Genomic DNA, 22,303 nt, shown 5'->3' on the forward strand with positions numbered 1-22,303 from the left:
GAAATGCTTGGTAAGATAACTGACAAATTGTTCAAGATCCAATCTGTAGTGGGGGTGGAGGTTCTCCTTTTGCCCGATGGACAGATTGAGTACAGTAGTGTGCGGCTATCTCGGAAGAAGAGATTAATAGTGACAGAGAGTAAGAATTCACATATCCGTGGTTTAGCTGACCTTCAAGGTGTTGTTGATCATAATACTCCGGTTTGTTTGTCGCTTAGTGGAAGAGGTATTCTTCATAAGAAAGTGAAACAAGCATCTGGAGAGTCTGGTAAAAGTCTGTTAAGTGTATTCCCCAACGTTAACCTTGATGAGTTTTATATTCAACAGTATACTGCTGGTCAAGATGTTATTTTTTCGATGATAAGGCGAAAAAATTTTCGTGATATTCTGGATTCATTTACGCAAGCCAGCCTTGCAGTTGTAAGTGTTTGTCTTGGTCCCTTTTCTATTGAAAAATTACTTCCAGTCATGGAATTGGAGTCCAATAGCGTAGTTATAAGTAACCATCAGATCGCGTTCGAAAATGGTCATATAGTTGAATATAGTTTTGTGAATCAAGGGAATCAAAATCGCTCCTTCAGAATTGACAAAGATGATATTCATGAAACAATGCTTGTGGCCTACGCTACGGCATTACAAAATCTGATTACTAAAAGCCCGATCGCTTTAGATGTGGATGAATTGAATCAATCCAAGGAGGAGTTGATCAACCAAAAAGTATTTAAAGTATTTGGTATTACGTCATTAGCTATATTTTTTTTAGTACTGCTCGTCAACTTCGTGTTGTTTAACTATTACAATAAGCGATACATAGAATTGTCCGGTAATTATTCAGAGTATTCAGCTTTTAAAATTGAGTTTGATTCGATTAACAAGAAAATCACAGAGAGAGAGTTCTTCTTGCAAGAAGCAGGTTGGATGAGGCCTTCCCAAATTTCTTTTTATGCCGACCAAATTGCAGAATCCGTCCCGCCTTCAGTTGTGCTAAAAGAAATGTCTGTTAACCCATTAGATAATGGATTGACTCGGACGGAGAAAAAACATGTTTTCTCTTTCAATAGAATTATTCTGTCTGGAGTATGTAATAAGCCGACAGATCTTAATTCATGGATACGCAGTATTAAATTGATGAGTTGGATACGTGAAGTAGAGATACGAAATTATACTTATGACGATAAAATTCAAAGGGGAATTTTCTTGCTTGAGATAACTGTAAAGTAATGGGATTTATCGATAAAATATCTTATAGAAAACGCAATATATACCTAGTAATTATTGTGCTTGTGCTTGCCATTGTTGCATATTTTATAGCCATTAAAAAGACGATAGTTCTCTATAAAAAGAATAAAAATTTGGTTGAGAATATTGGTGCAGATCGCTTTGCCAGAGATAAATTGAATAACGCGCAAAATAGACTACAAGACTTGAATAATTATTTTGATGCTTACACACTAGATTCACTAAAGAAGACTCATGATATAATGAGTGAGTTTAGTAGTTTGTGTAGAACTTTGGGGGTGACCTTAAAAAGCTTTCCTCAATCGGTTCTGTCGGTTGAGAGTAATCTTCAGATTGAAACTCTGGTAATTGAGACAGAAGGAAATTTTATCAACCAGCTGCAGTTATTGTATGCACTCGAAACAAAAAACAGATTGGGAAGGGTCGCATCTGTTACCTATAAATCCTATACAGATAATAGGCGAAAGAAAACCATTCTATCATTAACAATATATTTACAAAACATAAGAAGTAATGCAGAAGCAATGCAGATTTAATAAAGGACTGTTTGCAGTGATTTTGATTTTAGGAGTTTTAGCATGTAGTGATTTAATCGAAGAGTCGATTGAAGACAAGGTCGTGGTTATTGTAACTCCAACAGACAGGACTATTTCTACTAATTATACGCAGACGTTTTGGTGGGAAGAACTAAAGTATGCATTGAATTATAGACTTCAAATTGTTTATAACAAGTTCGATTCTGCCGCGGAATTTAGGTTGGATACACTTTTATCAACTAACAAATTTAGCATTACGCTAAAGCCTGCTAAGTATCAATGGAGAGTCGAGGCTATAAATGGAAGCAGTAAAACGGCAATTGAAACAATCCAGAGTCTTAGAATCGATAGTGCAAGCATTGAAGGCCAAGATATACTTTTAACATCGCCGGGAAACGGGGCTATAACGAAAGATACAGATTTTAATTTTCAATGGGAAGCTCTGCCTGGCGCCACAGACTATCGATTCCAATTATATTACTCGTCGAATAATACGATCGTACTTGATAGCACTGTGCGAACGGAAACGTCTTTTAATTATGTCATTGAACGTGATTCTGTATATTACTGGACGGTTACAGCTAAAAGAAAGGACGTTTATTCTAATCCATCAGAAGCATGGAAGTTTACTTTGGACCGCGAGTCGCCAGATTCGGTTAAGTTGGTTTCGCCTTTAAGTGGTGCAAATGTCTCTTCTCCGGTCACGCTAAGCTGGAGCGGCCCGAGCGATCCTGGGCTGGCTTACTATGAAATATATATATTCAAGGGATCTACAGGCACTCCTTTTAGTGATAAGTACAACCCCTACAAAACGGCTAACGATGCATCTTCATTAAAGAAGTCGTTCACTTTTACCGAAGGAAGTTTGAATGATAGAATACTTTGGAAAGTAAGAGCTGTGGATAAGGCTGGAAATAAAAGTAGCGGTGAGAAAACCAGAACGTTTATAATTAACTGAGTGAAGAACAAAGCAATAACATATTTCTTGCTAGGAACGGTATTGCTCATCTGGGGCGGTATATTTCTAAAGGTATTCGCGACTTTTTTTTCGCAGGATAAAAATACTCACAGCAGCATACCAATACCTAAGTCGCGGGAAAATCGTGTGGAGTATGAAGCAACTATATATAGCATCAAGACTAACTATAGAGATCCGTTCCTGGGCAATTCTGCTAGTATTGAAAATGAATCTTTACCTCCTGGTGAAAGAGTTGAAAGAAAAGAACCGGCAAGGAAAGTGGTGCCCAAAATCGTGGAAGCTCCTGTAGATTGGAGTTTTGTTAAATATTTAGGATCAATTAGGAATTCAGGAAGCGGAAAGAAGATTGCATTGGTCAGCATAAGAAATCAGGAAGTGATGATTGAAGAGGGGATGGAGCATGATGGCCTAAAGTGTTTGAAGTATTATAGGGATTCAATTATTGTCATATATCAAGGGAAACGTGCATGTATAAAAAAATAGTTATTCCAGTTATTTTGGGTATACGCTTCATGTCATTAGCATGCCTGCTACTCATGTCGATGGGAGTGTTAGCACAAAAGTATACAGACGTGGCTGTTAACAACCGAGTAATCCTTAATAAAGGTGAATACATAGTATATGCGGAGCTAGTGCAAAGTCATTCATCCAGGGAGGTAAGTGACGATATTTTTTACTATTGGTATAGTGCTAATGAAGTGAAAAGAACACAAGGCGGCTATGATGGTAAGTTACTACATGGAAAATATACCGAGTTTTATTCCGATAAGGATCTGAAAGTGCAAGGGAAATTTTCACAGGGAGTAAAAACAGGGCAATGGAAGATGTGGCATGCCAATGGCAATCTCAGTGAAATTCAGGTTTGGCGTTCGAGTGGAAGGCGCGCAAAGTTTGAATCGTTTGATGAGAATGGAAATTTGATCAGAAGAGGATCTTATAGATATGAAAAACTTCACGGGATAATTAAAGAAATAGGCCCACAGAATACTGTAAAAAGAAAGTACAGAGATGGTATTGAAGTGATCAAAGCGAAAAAGGCTAAGCCGGATACTACACTTAATAGGAAAGTGGATAAGAAAAGGAAATTTGCCCTTTTTAAAATTAGACGACATAAGAAAGATACGGTGAGCAATGGTGTGAAAGAGGATAGGAAAATTAAGGCTAAAAAGAATAGCGAAGTAAAGAATAGTGGAGCTCAAGAAAAGAACAGAAAATCGAATAAAGACATTGCTAAGCCTGCTGTTAAAAGCAAAGACGAGTTACCCTCGGAATCACATACAGCCGATTCAAAAAAGAAGAAAAGGCGTAAGAAAAAAAAGTCCGATACAACAAATTCGTCCGTTGATTGATACTCTGAAATTTTAATTGTAAGTAAATGCTTAAAGGAAGTACTTTATTTATGGTGACAGTAATAGCGTTAATTATTGCTGTATTTAGTGCTTGTCTGATTTTAGTTGCCTTTAACTATAAGTTATATATACTTCGAAATCAACGCGAGCAGATTGTTGAATTAAATTGTACCTCTGGAGTTAATTTATTATTGTCTACATTTTCGGATTTGTTATATAACGAAAGAAGGGCGATTGATCTGTACGGAGAAGGCAATGACTCTGTTTTCGTTGAGAAAGATACATGGGGTATATTTGATATAGGAATCGTGAAAGCCGTCCGTGGCGATATCGAAGCGATGAAAATCTTTCAAATTGGTAGCAGACCAGCTGGTATGACAAAATCGGCTATATACCTGGTTGACGATGGGAATTCGTTGGCTGTTGCAGGGAATACAATTGTAAATGGAACTTGTTTTTTGCCTGAACGAGGAGTCAGATCAACCCAAATTTCTGGTTTAAATTATACAGGCATTAGACTTATAAATGGTGTGGTTAAGCGGAGTTCTCGCAAGCTTCCTGAAATAAGTAAGGATCCGGTGGATGGCATTATTCAATTGTTTAAATCTGATACGGCTACAATTGGCAAAAAATATAGCGCCACATACACAGAAGGATTAGACAGTGTTTTTCAATCCTTCCTAAAACCCGGGCTAGTCGTTTATAAGGCAGGCCCGTTAGTAATTGATAAGACTTTCAAAGGTCATGTTCTTATAAAGTCTGATACAATAGTTATTGTTGAACGTGAGGCACATCTGCAGGATGTCGTAATAGTTGCACCAGATATAATCATCTCTTCTGGCTTTCGAGGAAATTTACAAGCCTATGCTACTGATACTATAGCGTTAGGAGAAAGTTGTATACTGGAGTATCCTTCTTCGTTAGGAATAATCAAAAGCGAATTCGGTGAAGAACAGCCTTCTATTACGGTCGGTAAAGGCACCGTTTTTAGCGGATTCATTTTTAGTTATCAACCCAGTGATGATATACGGAAGACCTTAATCAGAATGGATACGGATACAAAAATGTTAGGGCAGATATACTCCGATGGATATCTTGAATTGAAAGGTAATGTGATTGGAGGTGTGATGTGCAAAAAAATTATCTTGAATACAGCTTCGAGCTTTTATGAGAATCATTTATTGAATGTAAGGATTGATAATTCTTCACTGTCATCAGAATATTTAATGCCTGCTATGTTGGAGACTTCCGAAAAAAAGGGAGTTATGAAATGGCTTTACTGAACTCACGGAAGATAACGTCAGCTACTTTGATAGAGGTAGTAGTGTCTCTTGTTATTATTATGATTGTATTTGGTATAGCAATGACTATCTATGTAAATGTTCTTGGCTCGTCCAGTTCAGAACGAGTTTTAGATATCAGCTTGTTATTGAAAGAATTGAGTGAAGAGACAATTGACACAAATCGACTTTTTGATGAACGAATAGAGCGAGATGGGATTAGGATCATTAAATCTGTTGAAGAGTATAATGGTGTAAAGGGATTAGTACACTTGCATTTTGAGGTTGTTGATGGAGGAAAATTAATAACGAGAGATCAGCTTTTAATAGTTAAAAGTGATGAAGAGAATTAGGGCTTTTACATTAATGGAAGTAATCATTGTCATGATCATTAGCATGATCGTAGTGAGTCTGACATATAAAACGTTGGATATTGTTACTATGCAATACCGTCAGTTTAGCAAGAATAGAAAACATATTTATGAGCTTTCTCTAATAGAAACGTTACTAACCAGAGATTTTATGAACAGTGAATATCTCAAGCGTATGAATGACGGAGTGATGTGTAAGTATAGAGATAAGAACGTGATATATATATTTAATGATCAATTTATTGTGCGAAGCGAGGGCACTATGGCTGATACTTTCAATATTATGCCACGCGATATAAAGTACTATTTCTCCGATAAAGAAGTTAATGACATTAATAATTATATCGATAAGGTTGCTTTTGTGTATGTTCAGGAAAGTTCCAAGCTATTTATTCATAAAAAAGTGTATGCGGCTGATTTCTTTCTAAATACGAGGGCTATACAATTAAATTGAATGATGCAATGAGCGGTTTGAACTTAGATAGATTGACTGATACTCCTGACTTGGGGCACAAGCGTCAAGGTAGCAAGATCATTGATTTTCTGAATAAAGATATTTCATTCTCTCGTGTTAAAGTATCTGATAGGAAAAAAGAAGAATTTTATCTGGAATTATACGTGTTATGTACAGCAGGAGTTGATATAAAGTCTGCATTGGAATTGATAGCAGAAGAGCAGGCCAAGAAGAAAGATAAAGCACTTATAGAAGATATTAAGAATAAAGTAATTAACGGAAGCACGTTATCTAATGCGATTAAGGACACAGGCTATTTTACTTCTTATGAGTATTATAGTTTGCAGATAGGCGAAGAGAGCGGTAAAATTACGCTGGTATTGAAAGAGCTGGCCGGATTCTACCAAAAGAAGATAAAACAAAGAAGGCAGATTGTAAGCGCTTTGACTTATCCCTCGATAGTTCTTTTAGCGTCTTGTGGTGCAATTTTTTTTATGATGAACTTCATAGTTCCAATGTTTGCGGACGTTTTTAAAAGATTTGGTGGTGACTTACCGGTTCTAACTAAAATTATACTAAACATATCTGAAGGTATTAGCAGGTATTTTTTAGTGATATTTTTTTTCTGTTCAGCAATAGTGTATTTACTGTACAGACAAAGGAAGAAGGATTGGTTTAGGCGCGTAGGTACTAATGTTTTATTAAGAGTACCACTGTTTGGAGAGATGATCAGGAAAATTTACCTGGCGAGATTTTGTCACTCGATGACTCTACTGCTCGGATCGAAAATTCCCTTATTGAGATCAATATCGCTTATAAGACAAATGATAGGCTTTTATCCGATCGAGTCTTCGCTGACAACGATTGAAAGCTATATTTTGAAAGGTGATCCGCTTCACTCGGCTTTGTCGCATTTTCCGATATATCACCGGAAGATGGTTTCTTTGGTGAAAGTGGGCGAGGAGGTTAATCAATTGGATGGCTTTTTTGATAAGATAGCTAAGCAATATACTGAAGATGTGGAGTATAAAACATCAATGATAAGTAGCCTAATTGAGCCGTTTATGATTATTTTTCTAGGGCTAATTGTTGGAACTATATTGATTGCTATGTACTTACCTTTATTTAATTTAAGTAACACAATATAGGAGGTACATTTATAATATATATCTATAATTTTTGTTAAAAAAAAGTATATAGATTCAGTAAACTGAATTTGTATTTTAGTTACATTTACGCAGTAAATAATTTATATCCTAACTTGCCGGTCACATGAAAAAGGTTTACCCTGCAATACTCCCGTGTTGCGTTGTTGAAAGTTTATTTTCTGAATTTCGAAATCTTATAGCCACAATTTAACACTCGGTCTAACATTGGATTAGCTGAAGTACTCAGCAGTGTTTTTGATGTTGACTAGCCAATTATGTTATGCTTAACAGAATCTTAATCTATATACTGGTTGCTTTTGCTCTTTTGGGGCTTAGCCTTGGTGTTTACAATTTTTTCAATACTCCTGAAATAGTATATATCCGATCTTACGATTTGGTCGATAAATACGAGGGCACAAAGGAGGCGCGACAAAAATTTGATGCTAAGAAAAATACTTGGCAATCTAATATAGATACCTTATCCTATAATTTGAAGAATGCGATTGAGAAGTATAACATGGAACGAGTAAGAATGTCTGTGGCGCAGCGGGTAGATATGGAGAAGTATCTGGATAACAAAGACAAAGAGCTGGCAAGTTATACTCAGTCGGTTGAGGCAAAAGCCCGCGAAGAAGAGGAACAAATGATGCAAGCCATTTTGAATCAAGTGAATAGTTATGTCGAGAAGTATGGACAGGATAATGGTTACGATGTGATTCTAGGTACATCTACGTCAGGAAACGTAATGTTTGGTAATAAAGAATTGGATGTTACGGAGGATGTCCTGGCCGGGCTTAACAAAAGTTATCAGGGTAAGGAGTAATTATAGCCAGTAAAAATATATAGATAGTTCAAATGATATTTGATGTGATAATATATAGTAAATATTTCCGATCAGTAGCTTTCGCTTTAATCCTGTTGTACCCAGGATATGTGTCTGCAACTGATTATACTTGGGTGGGTACAACTTCTGCGTGGACAACATCAACAAACTGGTCTCCAGTATCTCCGGCTGGTGGCCCCACCGCCTCAGATAATGTTATTATAGCAAGTGTTGTATCGCCTAAGGTAGCACCGGTGGTCAGCTCCAGTGTTATTGTTAGCGGTCTTATAATGAATTCTGGTCGGTTGACCATTAATAAGAATATTATTCTTACGGTTACTACTAACTTAACTGTAACAGGAGCAACTACAAAAGTATTGGGTTCAGGTAGGCTCGCAGTGGGTTCTTCTTCAACTTCTGCCGCTCAGGTAACTTTTGGAAATGAGAGTGCAGGAACGACTGTAGATCCCACACTCGTTGTTTACTCAAATGTAGTAGCAATGACTGAAGCTTTGTTTAAGACTGTGTCACTTACTGTGACTGACTTGACTATAAATGGTTGTACGTTTGGTGGTACATTCGCACTTACAAAAAATGGAGATCCATCAGGTGTCATTAACGGTACTGTACAATTCTCAACAATTGCAAACATTACTAATCAGGGTAATGGAGCATTGCTTCTTGGAAATACAGATGGAGATAATTTGACATTCAATGGGGCGACTACGTTCATAAATACAGGTAGTGGTTCAATACTGTTTGGAAATACAGATAATGATGTGTTTTCCTTTAAGTCTACGGCTGTATTCACGAAGTCATCTACAGGGCCAATTGAAGTTGCTCGGTTTGGTAATACAGATTTTTACAATACCATTACAGTTAATTTACCTTCTGGGGAAACGAGTACGCTCGGAAATGTAGGTGGTGGTTGGTGTAATTTCAAAGGAACAGTATCGCAGGTAATAAAGGGTACAGCTAGTGGTTTAAATATCAATAAAATTTCAATTGATAAAACCGCAGGAACCTTAACCATTCAGGTGCCTGTAAATTTAGTATCTATAGTAGGTGCAACACAACCTAATCCGGAATTGAGTTTGTTAAATGGTATCGTGGTAACAACCACAGCGAAACTTATAACTATACCGGATGCTACTTCGATCACTTTGAATCAGGATCCAAACAAGAGTTTTATTAATGGGCCTGTGAGGAAAGTAGGTAATGCTGCCTTTACTTTTCCTATTGGTAAAGGAGCAGTTTACCGACCAGTGTCTATCGCGGCTCCTACACCGGAAGGATCATCTACTTTCGTTGCTGAATATTTCAATGCAGTACCAACTTCCAGCACAAGTCTAAATACGGATGTATCTTCAGTGAGTTCTTGTGAGTACTGGAAGCTTACAAAAGAAGCTGGTACTTCTAATGTGAAAGTTACATTGGGGTGGTCATCTTCAAATTGTGAGACGGTACAACCGATAGGTATTAAACTCTGTAGATTTAATGCAAGTAATAAATGGGAGTCTGTTTCTGCGAACACCGAAACTAGTACTATAACATCTAGCGAAGTATTAGAGACCTATGGGAATCTTACGTTAGGCTATTCTTCAAAGAGAATTTACATAGACACGCGTTTGTTGGAACCTGTTAACTTTTCAATAAGTGGAGCACAACTTCCTGAGGGTATAGTATATACCAGTGCAGAGTCTGGTCCTGGTAAAGACGGACTAATTCCGATTCTTCCGGTACCACTTTCGAGTGGCGTAACACCGATAACGATCGATATCGCAGCGGGTAGCGAGAACACTGCAATGAAAATTACCTTTGACATTGATAATCTGTATACTATATCTAACGTAAATGCGAGTACTGATAACGGTACGATATTTCGCCCCATGATAGGTGATTTTTATGCTATAAATAATGCACCGGCAAATGGAAAAACTATTAAATTCTTAAGGGGCGATGAGAAGGCTGCGGCTTCTTTTACTACGAACCTGGTTGATGGTACTACAATGATGAATTCAACGGGTAGCAATTTTCAGATTTTAGGACTAACAGGATATATTATTAAGTCTTTCAAGATCCTTTCTTTGGATAATACGCTTGTAAAAGGACCGTTAACCACAACCATATGGGATGGTACTAACGTGAATAGTCAAGAGGTAACAAATGGAGTTTATAAGTTTGAGTTAGTTATCACGAACAGCTCAAACAACTACACATATACGGGGCAAATAATTGTAAAGTAATGCGGAATCATATTTTAATATTGCTCTTGTCGTGTGTAACATTTGCCTGCAGCAATGATCCAAAAGACCTGAAGTCTTTTTATAAATGGATTAATGATCCCGATAATGGACTGGTTAAATCGAGAGATGTTGAAGGTATAAAAATCTCGGTTAAATATTTACCTGCTGAATTTCTGGCACTTAAGGAATCAAATGAAAGTAATTTGAAAGGAAGCTATGATAGTCTGTATACTTTATATAAACAGAATCATACTTTTCTCTTATCAGTCTCATATACTGACAACAAAGATATAAATGACCCGATGTATAAAAACTTGCGGGATTATCCGGAATATAAAGCCCGTGCTCAGGCAATGAATTTTGATATGAATGAATACGTTTCAATAAAGACTTCTTCGAATGAATACAGACCTGTTCTGACTTCTATGGAAAATACATATAGTCTTAAAGGACAACGAAATATTTATTTGGTCTTTGCAGACGAATCTTTAAAGAAAGAGCTGCAAAATGAAAAAGAACTGGATTTTGTTTTTGATGACGTTATTTTTCAAACAGGTGTAAATCATTTCGTTTTTCAACGAAGTGATTTAGCTCCGTTTAAGCAATAAGAATTTTTGACAGATAAACTAAATAGATGTTATGAAGTATTTAAGAGGGAAGATATTGAGAGTTATTGCTCTTTTTATGGCCTTCAACATTTTGACGGGAGTAGTGGCTCCAAGTGTTGCTTATGCATTAACAGCAGGACCAACATCACCTGAGTTTTCAAGCTTTGAGCCAGTGGCTACTACAGACATGGTTAATGTGTTTACAGGTGACTTTACCTATAATTTGCCTGTATTGGATATTCCGGGACCGGACGGGGCAGGCTATTCGATGTCATTGGCTTACCATAGCGGGGTCTCCTCCGAAGAGGAGGCGTCATGGGTCGGATTTGGCTGGACATTAAATCCAGGAGCAATTAACAGAAACACCCGTGGATTCCCTGACGACTATAACAATGCGCATATTGATTACTATAACAAAACACGACCAAATTGGACTGCAGGGACTACCAATGATATTGGTATTGAGTTCTTTAGCAAGGATACTAAGACTACGTTTGGTATGAATGCCAGTGCCTCTCTGCGCTTCAATAATTATCAAGGTTATCAACGTAGCTATGGATTGGGTGTAGATTTTTTGGGTATGGTAAATCTGGGGCTCAATTATAGTGCACAGGGTGTGACGTATTCGGCACACATAAGCCCAATGGGTGTTTTAAACCGATTCAGGAATCTTCCTGATGCTGAGAAGCCAGAGAATCAAAAAGGGAGAGTAACCGATGAAAAGTTAGTTCGAGAAGAGGCTGCTAAATATAAATCTCGTATTGCGGGCATAATTAGATCTAAAGCCACTCAAGGCCTGGGTAGTGGTTATGGCTTATATTCATTCAATGAATCTTCAAAAGCGGTAAGCTTAACAAAATATGATGGCTATTCATTCAACTTTAGTACTTCAGTCCAGGTAAATGCTTATCCTCCGGTTGGTCTACAAGTTGGGTTTGCAGGTAACTTTAACATGCAACATAATGAGCCTGTCACTCCTAAGGCTGCATTTGGCTTTATGAACAATATAGCAGAAGTGGGCGAAAATCAAATGTCAGATTATTATGTAGAAAAGGGAAGTTCATATAGTAAACGAGATTACTTCTTGGGGATACCTTTTAATAACGCAGACAATTTTAATGTGACAGGAGAGGGACTTGGAGGCGGCTTCCGATTTTATCCTCAGAAAAACGGACATTTCTATGCTGACAAAGTGAAGAGTAGCACCAAATTCAACCAGCTTGGTATTGAGTTTATGGTGGGCCAAAACTTAGGTATCGGTGTTGATATCGGTACCGGTGTTGAGAAGCTTAGTATGGATAATTGGCCAAGTGTCAACGGAAGTGTTGGTAATACATCCAGTTATAGATATGATTCACCTGCAGGTGTATTTAGATTTTTTAATGACCTGGGGGGAGAGGTAGAATATAGTGCCAGTAACGAAGCCGAGACAGCAAGTGTATCACAACTAGGCAATATTCCCGGTTTTAAACGTGCAGATATAGCTATACCAACTTCCATTTATACTCATCTTAATGGGAATACAACAAACTTGCCAGCGGGAAGATCTTCTTATATAGCATATCATACCAATGAACAGTTGTCAAATTCCGTGGAGCCATTTAATAGGACTTCCAATGTCAGCGACCTGATTTATCGCAATTTGCCTCCTGATAACATGAAGAGTGGAATAGCTGAAATTGCCGTTCATAACGAAGATGGCAATCAGTATGTATATGGACTCCCTACCTATATTAAAAATGATGCGAGTTTACAATTTGATATCAAAAGAGGTTCGGCCTCAATCTTTGATAATTATATAGCTTATCAGGACGTAGGAGTTACAGCTGATGCATATACTCCTGATCTATCAAAACACACTACAGTTGTAGGAGAGGTAAAGAAAGTTCCTTATGCTACTAATTATTTGCTAACACAAATTCTTACTTCAGACTACGTTGATGTTGATGGAAACGGTGTAAGCGATAAAGATTTTGGTGGTTGGACTCAGTTTAATTATCATAAAGCATTGGGGACTGTCAATGATAACTGGTATAGATTCAGAACACCTTATACAGGGCTGTTATATCAACGAAATAGTATATCAGACGTCAAAGACGATGTTGGTAGTGTAATGAGTGGTGAAAAAGAGGTTTACTACTTAAAGACAATTGAAACAAAAACACACATCGCCTTCTTTGTAACGAACAAGTCCATAGCATCACGATTTCCGTCCGGGTATAATTCAACATACTTGTCGGGAAGTGGTAACGCGAGATTAGACGGTAGGGGAGCAAGTAAAGACGTTGCGGGTGGACTTGAAACGGCATCAAAGGCACAGGGGGGGAATGCAGCAAGAGGAAGCGAAGAGCTGGAATACTTGGAGAAGATTGTTCTATTTTCTAAGGCGAGAAAGGACAAACCTATTAAAGTAACTCGCTTTGATTATAGCTACGATTTGGTTGGAAACCTGCCGAATAGTAGTAATGGTAATTTTCCCAATAGTAAGATTAATAAGAATAGCGGCAAGCTAACATTGGAGAAAGTGTGGTTTGAATACGAAGGTATAGTAAATGCAAAAATCAGTCCTTATGTATTCAAGTATGAGTATAAAGATAAAGATGAATTGACAACGAATAACGAGGGACATCTAACTGCGAAGTATTCTGTATTCAATGAACTGCTAAGTCGCTACACAAAAGAGTCTCAAAATCCTGACTATAATCCTCACCTCTTAGACCCTTGGGGAAATATACAGCGATTAGGTCGTGAGCAACAACTCAAGGATCGGTCGTGGCTATATCAGGGACCGGATGGAGCTGTTGGCGCTAAAAGTTTTGACCCTGCTGCCTGGCAGTTAAAGCAGATCAAACTTCCCTCGGGTGGGGAAATACTGGTGGAGTACGAGCAGAAGGATTACAGATACGTGCAAGACCGGGAAGTTATGGCTATGGCAAGTCTAATGCCTGAGACAGAAAACTATATAACAGATGAATATACAAACCCTTCTTACATCGTAAATGTAAAGGATCTCAATATCACTACACAAGCAGAGCGTGATAAGTTAATTGAGATGATTCAAGAGCATTATAGTAATGGAAAGGATAAAGTCTTTTTTAAATTTTTGTATGCACTAACTGGCACGATCGCAAGTCTCGATTTCTGTAAGTCTGACTACATTGATGGCTATGCAAATTTTCTTTCTGTTGAAGCAGTAGAACCTCAATCGACTACCAATCTCAATGTTAAGATTACACTTGAAGGAAAAACTGTATCGGGAACAACCGGCTTGCGTCATAATTCGCCACGTCAGGGATGTTACGATCTGGTGGCTAACCAACGCATTGGTAAAGTCGATGACGCATTAGGTAGTGGTTGTTCTTCTGTTCTCGAAGAGCAATTTGATGATGACATTGCGAAGAGAGCGGATGGTTCAGACTTCAGTAATAAAAGTCTTAAGCTAGGCCTTATTCCTTCGTTGTTAGCGATTATACAAGGAGAATTAATGATTGGTTCTCGCCATGCTATACCTGGAAAAGAGCGCGTGTGTATGCGAATGAACCCCGAGCTTTCATATTTGAAATTGCCAATGGTTGGCGCAAAAAAAGGTGGCGGAGTAAGAGTGAAGAGACTATATATGCTGGATCATGGACTCGAATCAGGTGATGCCGCTTTATATGGTACTGAATATCTATATGAAAATGAAGACGGAACAAGCAGTGGTGTAGCTACGAATGAACCTTCTTCAATTCGGGCAGAGAATCCATTAGTTAAATTTTTACCTAAGAGGGAGCAAAGTTGGTTTAGCAGGATCACAACCGGAGAAGAGAAAGACCAGACCGAAGGTCCATTAGGCGAGAGTTTATTACCATCTGCCTCTGTAGGACACTCTCGAATAGTGGTGAAGAATATCCATGAAGGACCTACAGGAACCGGATTTGTTGTTCACGAATACTTAACAGCAAAGGATTATCCGTTCGATAAAGTATATGGTAGAAATGCTGGCAGTGAGGTTCAACGCAAGAGTATTGTGCAAACGAATCTGGATGACAACACAGTAACGGATCGATTAAAATTACCTGCCGGATTTTTTAGTTACTCGGTTGATAAGGTATGGGCAGCGCAAGGTTTTCGTTTTGTTGTCAATAACATGCACGGCCAACTTAAAAAGTTAGCCACATATGGAGGAGACTATAAAGATTTTAAGACAGACAAAGTATACATATCATCTTCGCAAGAGTATACTTATTTTGAACCGGGTGAGAAGATAAAAATTCTGAAACCAGACGGAACGTACTCACTTGAAACACCAGGTAAAGAAATGGATGTAGCGATGGAAATAAAATCGCTGCGTGATAATACGATGGACTTCAGTATTGAAATGGACATCAGTATTACGATTTCAGTATGGCCACCGGTTTTCTTTTCGCTATGGCCGAGCTTCCAGCTTAGTGATTCCAGAGTCAGTACTCACGTTACTTCGAAAGTGCTACGTTATCCGGCGATTGTGAAGAGCGTTAGAAGCACGAAGGATGGTGTAGCAGCATACTCTGAAAACCTTGCATTTAATGGTTCGAATGGTAAGCCTATATTGGTGAAAACATTGGATGGATTTGATGGTGTCAAGATTGGCGATGAAGTGCATGATGGATCAATATATTCATTGACTGTTCCTGCTTCCTGGAAGTATTCTGCCATGGGGCAAAAAGCGGTTGACTCCAATAATACCAATCAGCTGAGTACATCAACGGGTACATTTGTTACCTATGGAACGGCTGGTAATCTGATTAATACAAACAACTCTACATGGACGTCCAACATTACTAGTGCGAATAATGTCCTTTCTGCCGAAGTACAAACGTATAGCAATAGCGCCCTGGTTGATGGTTGGTTTGGTGCCGATGTGCAGGCTAATTATCCAGGAATTACCGATGCCAAAACTAAACTCAATAAGATATGGCGTCCTTATGAGACCTATGCATATAAGACAGATGCTGCATCTTCTAATCTTGCGACAGGTGAAGACAAGGTTTATAAGGGAGGATTCTTCAAGAACTTTTCCATGTTTAACTGGACAAGTACCAGCCAAGCTGATGCTAACTGGCTCAAACTAAACGAAGTAACAAAGTATTCTCCACACGGAAGTGCTTTGGAAGAGAAGAACATACTCGGTATATATAGTTCTGCAAAGTATGATTATTCGTTTGGCAATAGCAGTAATCTGTTACCAGTTATGATTACATCAAATGGAGCGTATACATCCATTGCGTTCGACAGCTATGAGACTTCGGGTAATGCGCAGATTGGTCACTCCGGAAGTAAATCAAAGCAATACTCAGGAACTTCTCTCGCTTTGCTAAGCGGATTGTCAGTAACAGAACAACTAAATACCAAGGGCGGTATTCTGAAGTTATGGTTAAAATCTGATTATGGGACAGAGCCTCAGCAACCTGAAGCTATAGTTAATGGAGCCAGGGTAAAAATGGAGCGCGTTGCTAAAACGGGAGCATGGACATTATATAGCACGAACGTTAATAAAAGTATATTCCCCACAAAAGGTGCAGCGTTCTCGGTGAGTGTGTCGTATCCTTTGCGCGCTGGAGAGAACGTATATATAGATGATGTTCGGTTCCAGCCGATTGATGCACAATCGAAGTGTTATGTATATGATGTGTCTACGTTCAGATTGCTCACACAGTTTGATGATCAGCACTTCGGTTTATACTACCAATATAACAGCGAAGGTAAGTTGATAAGAAAGCAGATAGAAACAGAAAAAGGACTGAAGACAATTCAGGAAACACAATACAATACACCTAAAACACAAAATCTGCAATGAGCAAACTTAAAATAATGATACAGCTTGCGCTGTTGTTGCTTATCACAGCAGGGTTTTCTCCGAAAGATGATTTCTCTGCTTGTAAAGAGGAATTGAAGAAATACGTGAATGAACTTGGAAAGATAGGTGTACCGTCTGGTAAGCGTGTGTACTATATGAACATGACGATAACTACGGATATGAGTTCGAAATCACGTATACCAGACTCTGATGTAACGGTTCGTGTATATATGAGTGCTACTAAGTTGCATTATGTTAGTGACGTATTAAGTACATATCAGGATGAAGAGAATGCTTTTGCAGTATTGCCACAACGTAAGGTAATTGTATGGTCAAATGGGGGCAAGCTTCCTGACGCTAAGAGTAACATGGAGATGGTGACTCAGTTGCAGGATACACTTGTATCGCTTTCAAATGTAGTAAGCTGTAATGAATCTGTTGAAAATGGCAGAGCAATGAAAGTATTAACCATGACGCCATACAAGAAGGCAATGGATATATTCAAGGTGAATAAAATAGAATACTCTATTGATCCAAATGCGAAACGGATCGAGCGTGTAAAAACGTACTATCAGCCAGGTGAAGATATTGTTATGAGAAGTATAACCTATCATGAGCTTGATCTGAATTATAATAAGACGAACCTTGCCAAATCTGTTTATCATGAGATCTTCAATGCATCAGGTAAACTTCTTGACAAGTATAAAGGGTATCAGGTAATCGATAATAGAAATTAATCAACTGCGTTTAGTATGAACATTTTTAAATGGTCTGGCTGTCTTTTTGCACTGTTTGTTTCGCATTTGAGTATATATGCGCAGGTAGTTCAGACTCCCGTTTACGAGAACTCGCATTTTCGCTATAGCTTGAAAACAGAGCCATTAACAACTTCAATAACGGCAAATAATGTAACCTCGGGAAGCGCCATTGCTACTGATTTCACATCAGACGTAACAATGCCAGCAGAGCTTAACATTTCCAAGCGAAACATTGTTAGCGCGTTGTTTAATATGAAGGTCAACCTGGGTGATGATTATGCATTTGGCCCTGCCGGTACAACGCTGGATTTCAAGTATAAAATTACCTTCACCATAAAAGGTTTCAATGGTTCTGCGGAGGTACCGAATGTATTTGATGCCGCTGCGTATGAACTTATTATCGAGAACGGTAAACCCGAAGCTGTCTTTGCAAAAGACTTTACGCAGTTTACTGATCTCACAACAAACAGCGTAGACGCTTCTGATTTTCTATTTCAGAGATTCTCTATTGAAAATGTAACTATTACTCCGCTGGTAACTGCGGCATCAGCTTCTTCAACGCAGGCTGAAATGTTGGCGATGATCGCAAACAAAATTCGTTTTGAATTGTCTTATGATATAGTATATGGACTTGATGTTACATCAACTTCAGTAAAGCCTGTATTGACTTCACTGAAGGCAATGAAACAGATTTTCAAGCAAGTTACGTTTGATTGGGATAACAGCGGTTACGAATTTCCAAATTACGAATTCCAGTTGCTCCGTTTGTATAATAATCAAGAAGCCACAGCAGCTTCAGAAAAAGATATAACTGCAGATGTTGATTGGAGTAAGGCTTTGAGAATTGAAACGCAGAGCAGTGCAACGTCACTAACACTTACAATGCCGGAGGGGACGGGCTTCTATGTGTGGCGTGTCAGGCCGATTGGCACTTTTTATGATGGAGGTATAGCCAACGATCTAAACTATTCGGACAACAATTGGAGTGTAAATCCGGGTAATGTATCTGGAATACACATTCAATTTTCCGACACAGAAGGTATACTTTACAATGGTGGTGACAGCGATGCTTACTTTTATTACGAAGATAGCGAAGCTGATAAAAACTGGATATACTCCAGAACATTTACAGAAGAAAATAAGGTAAGTGAGAATGTTGTTTTTGCGACACCACTTCAACAGGTAAGACAGACACAATCTTATCGCGCATCGAAGGACAATACATTGATTACGCAAACTATTCCTGATAATACCGGCCGCCCTGCACTCACAACGATGGGAGTACCGGTACCCGGAAAGCTTGGAGAGTATAAAGAGAACCTGGTGCAAAGGCCCAGTGATAATAAGGTATATACGGCAGATGATTATGACAATGCCTCAAACTATAGAAATCCATCCAAGGTGGAGCAAACAAATTCTCCGCTGAATTATTACTCCAATCAAAACCCGGATTTGAATATACCGGATGCCGAAGGATACCCGTTTCAGCGTACGCTTTTTCATAATGATGGAACTACGCGCGTGCTGGAGCAATCAGGTGTTGGTAAAAAACATATGATAAGCGATGCTAATGATAGTGGTAAAACTATAAAGACTCTTTATGGAACGGCATCAGAAGAAGAATTGATTGCACTATTTGGTGACGAAGCGCCTGATGCAGAAAGCGTATTGACTACCTATACGATAGATCAAAATAACACCGCTTCTATTAGCTATATGTCAAAAGAGGGGAAAGTTATTGCAACGGGGCTTTCTTTTCAGGATGGTGAAGGAAATATACTCGATCCACTAAAAGATGAAGGAAACGCTTCGTCCAAGAAAACTGTCAGCGATGTAATCACTCAGAACATCACTACGCAGAGTGGTTTTGTGAGCAGCAAACGAATTGCTTTGCTGCAGTCTAGTCCTTTGAATATTAATTATAAAGTAAAGTGCCAGGACCTGGAGAATAACTGTCTTGACCTCTCGCTCGATTGCAAGTATAAGGTAAAGGTAATTATACATAATGTGGAAAACCCCAATGCTACCATTGTTCTACCTGAGCAGGATCTGGGAGCATCCGTAGCGTGTACGCCAGACGCAAATGGTGTTGAATATAAAATGGTATCATGGTCGCAACAAACTTTAAGTCCTGGTACATATGTAATAGAGAAGATACTACAAGCCGGTGAACCTACTATTGCTATTGAATCTAAAACGAAGGCAGAGAAACAGATCATGCCTCTGATCAATAAAATCACAGGATGGCTCGAGGGGGTAGATTGCGAAGCAGAGCTTCAGGATTTTTATACAAAACTGTCGGATATAAAAAACGATGTTAACAATGCGTTTGCGGGCGGAAGCTCTTGTGATGCTGCTTGTGTTGTAAGTAAATACAGTTTGGGTGATTTTATACTAACTCCTGAGCATAAGATTGATATATATAACAATACAGCCGGCAATCCGATGCGATTAGAGATTAGCAGTCCATGCTGTGGTGTGATGTCGGTTTCGGTGGCTTATGTTCCTCCATTCAGATGTCCTGCCGTTGTGGAACAAGTTGATGCTAATCACAATGGTGTGTTTGACGTAAACCCTGACTTTATTGATAATCCAGGTGCTACAGAATACTTTCCGGATTTTGAAGGTTATGCCTGGTCTCTTTTGAAAGAGTGCGTAAGCTCCGATTTTAGCCGTGACATTTTTTACCAGAAGTATATGTTAGGCTGGAGTACACCGGGTGACTTCAACAAAATGATATACCATATGCTTACCGATAAGTATAATGCACAAGGTGTGGAATCGGTGGAAGGAACGCAAAATGCAAGTGGAGCACCTCCTGTAGCAAGTAAAGATGATTGTGGTAATCCGATCGTGAATACCGGTATTCTTTGTGATGCTAATACTAATAATTGTACACAGTATACCTGTTCTCAGTTAATTGATTGCTGGACGCAACAGATCGTACTGCTTCGAAGCTCCATGTGTGGTGACGGTACGCTTTCGGGAAAAGCTAATGTTTCTAACAGTACAGATGATGCAGCGGGCGAGACAGTTGGTGAAGGGAAAACACATGACAACCATTTTAATGACAATTTTAGCGATGTGAAATTGTCCCGTAGAAAGAAGCGAAAACTTAAAAAGAAGATTGCAAAAGCAATGCGAGACTTATCGGCATCGCAGGCTGATGTAGAATATACCGGTTTTCTTGTTAAAGATTTCCTGGAATGTACAGGGTATAAGTTTGCTAAAATATTAACTGCCGATGATCCTCAGCCACTTCCTGGAGATGTAAGCGGTGCTACATCGTATAATGTTCCGTTTACTGGAGCAGGAACTTCAACACCGTCTTGTCCGTCAGGCGGCTGTAAAAAATGGCCGTACAATCCTACGGTAGTTAACGGAGTTGCTACGTGGCCTGAAATAATTGTAGTGCCAGCGGCCGGCGGGATACCTGCTAAAAGAATGAAAGATTATTTCCCGCATATCAAAGATCCATTGTATGCCTTTAAATATTTTGAATATCCGGAAACTGAACGCATCCGTGAGATAGAGGTGCTTACTTGCTATAGCGACCCGAATGATTGCTTTGAGATAGTGAACGGAGTAAAAACGAAGATTCCATGCTGCTTTGTAAAAAACTCTGATGGAACTTTTAACCGGGATTTCTGCGAAACCGGAGTTTCGGTAGGTAATGGTAATGGGAACTACTCATCTGCAAATGGTACATATGATTTGAAGTTTTATGCAAAAGAGTTCTGTGACTTAGGTAAGGTTGTTTGCCCCTATACGGCTACTGGCTGGAGTGCTGGGCAACGCTATACATTCTATAACATGCTTAATACATACAGGCCTCAGGATTTTGAAGGAGAAGATAATGATCAGGTAATTGAAACTGAGGCAGACTATACAATTAACCCAATGGGTATCTACAATGAGGATACTAACCCTATAGGCTTGGAGCCGCAGGAAATTGCAGATTGGAAAGAGTGGAACGGTATCACAACCGAGCTACCAGCGAATCAGTATCCAACGGTTGTAAAATTTGATATGATGAAGATGACCAAGAGCTGTGAAGGTAAATGTGATGAAAGACGAAGTGAATTCAGAAATAAACTTTTACTCTCATTTACACAAAACGGTTATGTTATAGGGGGATGTAAGGGCGCAGATACTGATAATGTAGTACCTGAAGAAGATATAGACCTATTGGTAGATGAGATTATAGCACAATGCAAATCACAATGTATGATCTCAACATATCAACTGGATACAAGATCGTGCCGAAAAATTAATACAGATGCCATTACACTTGGTCCGACAAATACAAATATAGAAGTTGAGTACGGAGTAGGAGGTTGTACGGGTAACTGTCCCGGGAATGTTCCTGGTTGTCAGGATGCTTCGTGCGATCCTTCATCAGGTAAGTGTCCTGCAACATCAACTACATTAAGCCGTTGCGAACAGAAAAAATGGAAGCAGGTGATGACCTGGGATTTTGAAATTGATATGCCTAGTAAACTGGATGCAGATGGCAATGCTACGCCAGACGGCAGCCGAAAATTCAATTGTATAGCTAACCCGAACATGGCAGACTATACTGAATTGCCAAACTCCATTAATACAGGAGTACCGGATATAAATAATTTTAAAACAGCGAAGACTGTATCTCCGGCAGTTGAAATAAATCTTAGCCTCCCTGCAAAAAACTAGTG

General features: G+C 38.8%; 15 protein-coding genes. All 15 read left to right on the forward strand.

What is annotated here, in order from left to right; all coding sequences use genetic code 11:
• The first annotated feature begins 3 nt into the window (after window positions 1-3).
• Window positions 4-1,221, forward strand: a complete 1,218-nt coding sequence (locus ACFQ21_RS18450) for a hypothetical protein (protein WP_377580888.1) — start codon at window positions 4-6, stop codon at window positions 1,219-1,221.
• Window positions 1,221-1,775, forward strand: a complete 555-nt coding sequence (locus ACFQ21_RS18455) for a hypothetical protein (protein ID WP_377580890.1) — start codon at window positions 1,221-1,223, stop codon at window positions 1,773-1,775. Before ACFQ21_RS18450 ends, ACFQ21_RS18455 begins: the two co-directional genes overlap by 1 nt.
• The gene (locus ACFQ21_RS18460; RefSeq protein ID WP_377580893.1) at window positions 1,753-2,733 is read left to right on the forward strand and encodes a hypothetical protein; all 981 of its coding nucleotides are present in this window, start codon (window positions 1,753-1,755) and stop codon (window positions 2,731-2,733) included. Before ACFQ21_RS18455 ends, ACFQ21_RS18460 begins: the two co-directional genes overlap by 23 nt.
• Entirely contained in the window at window positions 2,734-3,237 is a 504-nt protein-coding gene (locus tag ACFQ21_RS18465; RefSeq protein WP_377580896.1) for a hypothetical protein, read from the forward strand.
• Window positions 3,222-4,103, forward strand: coding sequence for a toxin-antitoxin system YwqK family antitoxin (locus ACFQ21_RS18470; protein WP_377580898.1), 882 nt, complete (start codon window positions 3,222-3,224; stop codon window positions 4,101-4,103). Before ACFQ21_RS18465 ends, ACFQ21_RS18470 begins: the two co-directional genes overlap by 16 nt.
• Before the next feature lie 26 nt (window positions 4,104-4,129).
• A complete protein-coding gene (locus ACFQ21_RS18475) occupies window positions 4,130-5,386 on the forward strand; it encodes a hypothetical protein (RefSeq protein ID WP_377580901.1) in 1,257 nt (418 codons plus the stop codon).
• Window positions 5,374-5,736 (forward strand): type II secretion system protein, encoded by a 363-nt coding sequence (locus ACFQ21_RS18480; RefSeq protein ID WP_377580904.1) that lies wholly within the window; start codon window positions 5,374-5,376, stop codon window positions 5,734-5,736. Before ACFQ21_RS18475 ends, ACFQ21_RS18480 begins: the two co-directional genes overlap by 13 nt.
• A gap of 13 nt (window positions 5,737-5,749) precedes the next feature.
• Window positions 5,750-6,208 carry a hypothetical protein gene (locus tag ACFQ21_RS18485; RefSeq protein ID WP_377580907.1) on the forward strand — a complete coding sequence of 153 codons (459 nt, stop codon included), beginning with the start codon at window positions 5,750-5,752 and terminating at the stop codon, window positions 6,206-6,208.
• Window positions 6,209-6,216: 8 nt separating this feature from the next.
• On the forward strand, window positions 6,217-7,356 hold the full coding sequence (locus ACFQ21_RS18490) for a type II secretion system F family protein (protein WP_377580910.1): 1,140 nt from the start codon (window positions 6,217-6,219) through the stop codon (window positions 7,354-7,356).
• 280 nt (window positions 7,357-7,636) lie between these two features.
• Window positions 7,637-8,179, forward strand: coding sequence for an OmpH family outer membrane protein (locus tag ACFQ21_RS18495; protein ID WP_377580913.1), 543 nt, complete (start codon window positions 7,637-7,639; stop codon window positions 8,177-8,179).
• A 32-nt stretch (window positions 8,180-8,211) separates the two neighbouring features.
• On the forward strand, window positions 8,212-10,425 hold the full coding sequence (locus ACFQ21_RS18500) for a hypothetical protein (protein WP_377580916.1): 2,214 nt from the start codon (window positions 8,212-8,214) through the stop codon (window positions 10,423-10,425).
• On the forward strand, window positions 10,425-11,033 hold the full coding sequence (locus ACFQ21_RS18505) for a hypothetical protein (protein WP_377580919.1): 609 nt from the start codon (window positions 10,425-10,427) through the stop codon (window positions 11,031-11,033). The genes ACFQ21_RS18500 and ACFQ21_RS18505 overlap by 1 nt, the downstream gene beginning before the upstream one ends.
• 31 nt (window positions 11,034-11,064) lie before the next feature.
• Window positions 11,065-16,851: a hypothetical protein gene (locus ACFQ21_RS18510; RefSeq protein WP_377580921.1), complete on the forward strand. Its 5,787-nt coding sequence runs from the start codon at window positions 11,065-11,067 to the stop codon at window positions 16,849-16,851.
• Window positions 16,848-17,588 carry a hypothetical protein gene (locus tag ACFQ21_RS18515; protein ID WP_377580924.1) on the forward strand — a complete coding sequence of 247 codons (741 nt, stop codon included), beginning with the start codon at window positions 16,848-16,850 and terminating at the stop codon, window positions 17,586-17,588. Before ACFQ21_RS18510 ends, ACFQ21_RS18515 begins: the two co-directional genes overlap by 4 nt.
• A gap of 15 nt (window positions 17,589-17,603) precedes the next feature.
• Window positions 17,604-22,301 (forward strand): hypothetical protein, encoded by a 4,698-nt coding sequence (locus ACFQ21_RS18520; protein WP_377580927.1) that lies wholly within the window; start codon window positions 17,604-17,606, stop codon window positions 22,299-22,301.
• Window positions 22,302-22,303 lie beyond the last annotated feature (2 nt).

The sequence above is a fragment of the Ohtaekwangia kribbensis genome, from assembly GCF_042676245.1.
Lineage (GTDB): Bacteria > Bacteroidota > Bacteroidia > Cytophagales > Cyclobacteriaceae > Ohtaekwangia > Ohtaekwangia kribbensis.

Excerpts from the sequence above, each read along its gene's own strand:
- ACFQ21_RS18485 (WP_377580907.1), top strand. The coding sequence starts at position 5,750 with ATGGAAGTAATCATTGTCATGATCATTAGCATGATCGTAGTGAGTCTG.
- ACFQ21_RS18470 (WP_377580898.1), top strand. The coding sequence starts at position 3,222 with ATGTATAAAAAAATAGTTATTCCAGTTATTTTGGGTATACGCTTCATG.
- ACFQ21_RS18450 (WP_377580888.1), top strand. The coding sequence starts at position 4 with ATGCTTGGTAAGATAACTGACAAATTGTTCAAGATCCAATCTGTAGTG.
- ACFQ21_RS18495 (WP_377580913.1), top strand. The coding sequence starts at position 7,637 with ATGCTTAACAGAATCTTAATCTATATACTGGTTGCTTTTGCTCTTTTG.
- ACFQ21_RS18505 (WP_377580919.1), top strand. The coding sequence starts at position 10,425 with ATGCGGAATCATATTTTAATATTGCTCTTGTCGTGTGTAACATTTGCC.
- ACFQ21_RS18460 (WP_377580893.1), top strand. The coding sequence starts at position 1,753 with ATGCAGAAGCAATGCAGATTTAATAAAGGACTGTTTGCAGTGATTTTG.
- ACFQ21_RS18475 (WP_377580901.1), top strand. The coding sequence starts at position 4,130 with ATGCTTAAAGGAAGTACTTTATTTATGGTGACAGTAATAGCGTTAATT.
- ACFQ21_RS18500 (WP_377580916.1), top strand. The coding sequence starts at position 8,212 with ATGATATTTGATGTGATAATATATAGTAAATATTTCCGATCAGTAGCT.
- ACFQ21_RS18490 (WP_377580910.1), top strand. The coding sequence starts at position 6,217 with ATGAGCGGTTTGAACTTAGATAGATTGACTGATACTCCTGACTTGGGG.
- ACFQ21_RS18455 (WP_377580890.1), top strand. The coding sequence starts at position 1,221 with ATGGGATTTATCGATAAAATATCTTATAGAAAACGCAATATATACCTA.
- ACFQ21_RS18515 (WP_377580924.1), top strand. The coding sequence starts at position 16,848 with ATGAGCAAACTTAAAATAATGATACAGCTTGCGCTGTTGTTGCTTATC.
- ACFQ21_RS18520 (WP_377580927.1), top strand. The coding sequence starts at position 17,604 with ATGAACATTTTTAAATGGTCTGGCTGTCTTTTTGCACTGTTTGTTTCG.
- ACFQ21_RS18510 (WP_377580921.1), top strand. The coding sequence starts at position 11,065 with ATGAAGTATTTAAGAGGGAAGATATTGAGAGTTATTGCTCTTTTTATG.
- ACFQ21_RS18480 (WP_377580904.1), top strand. The coding sequence starts at position 5,374 with ATGGCTTTACTGAACTCACGGAAGATAACGTCAGCTACTTTGATAGAG.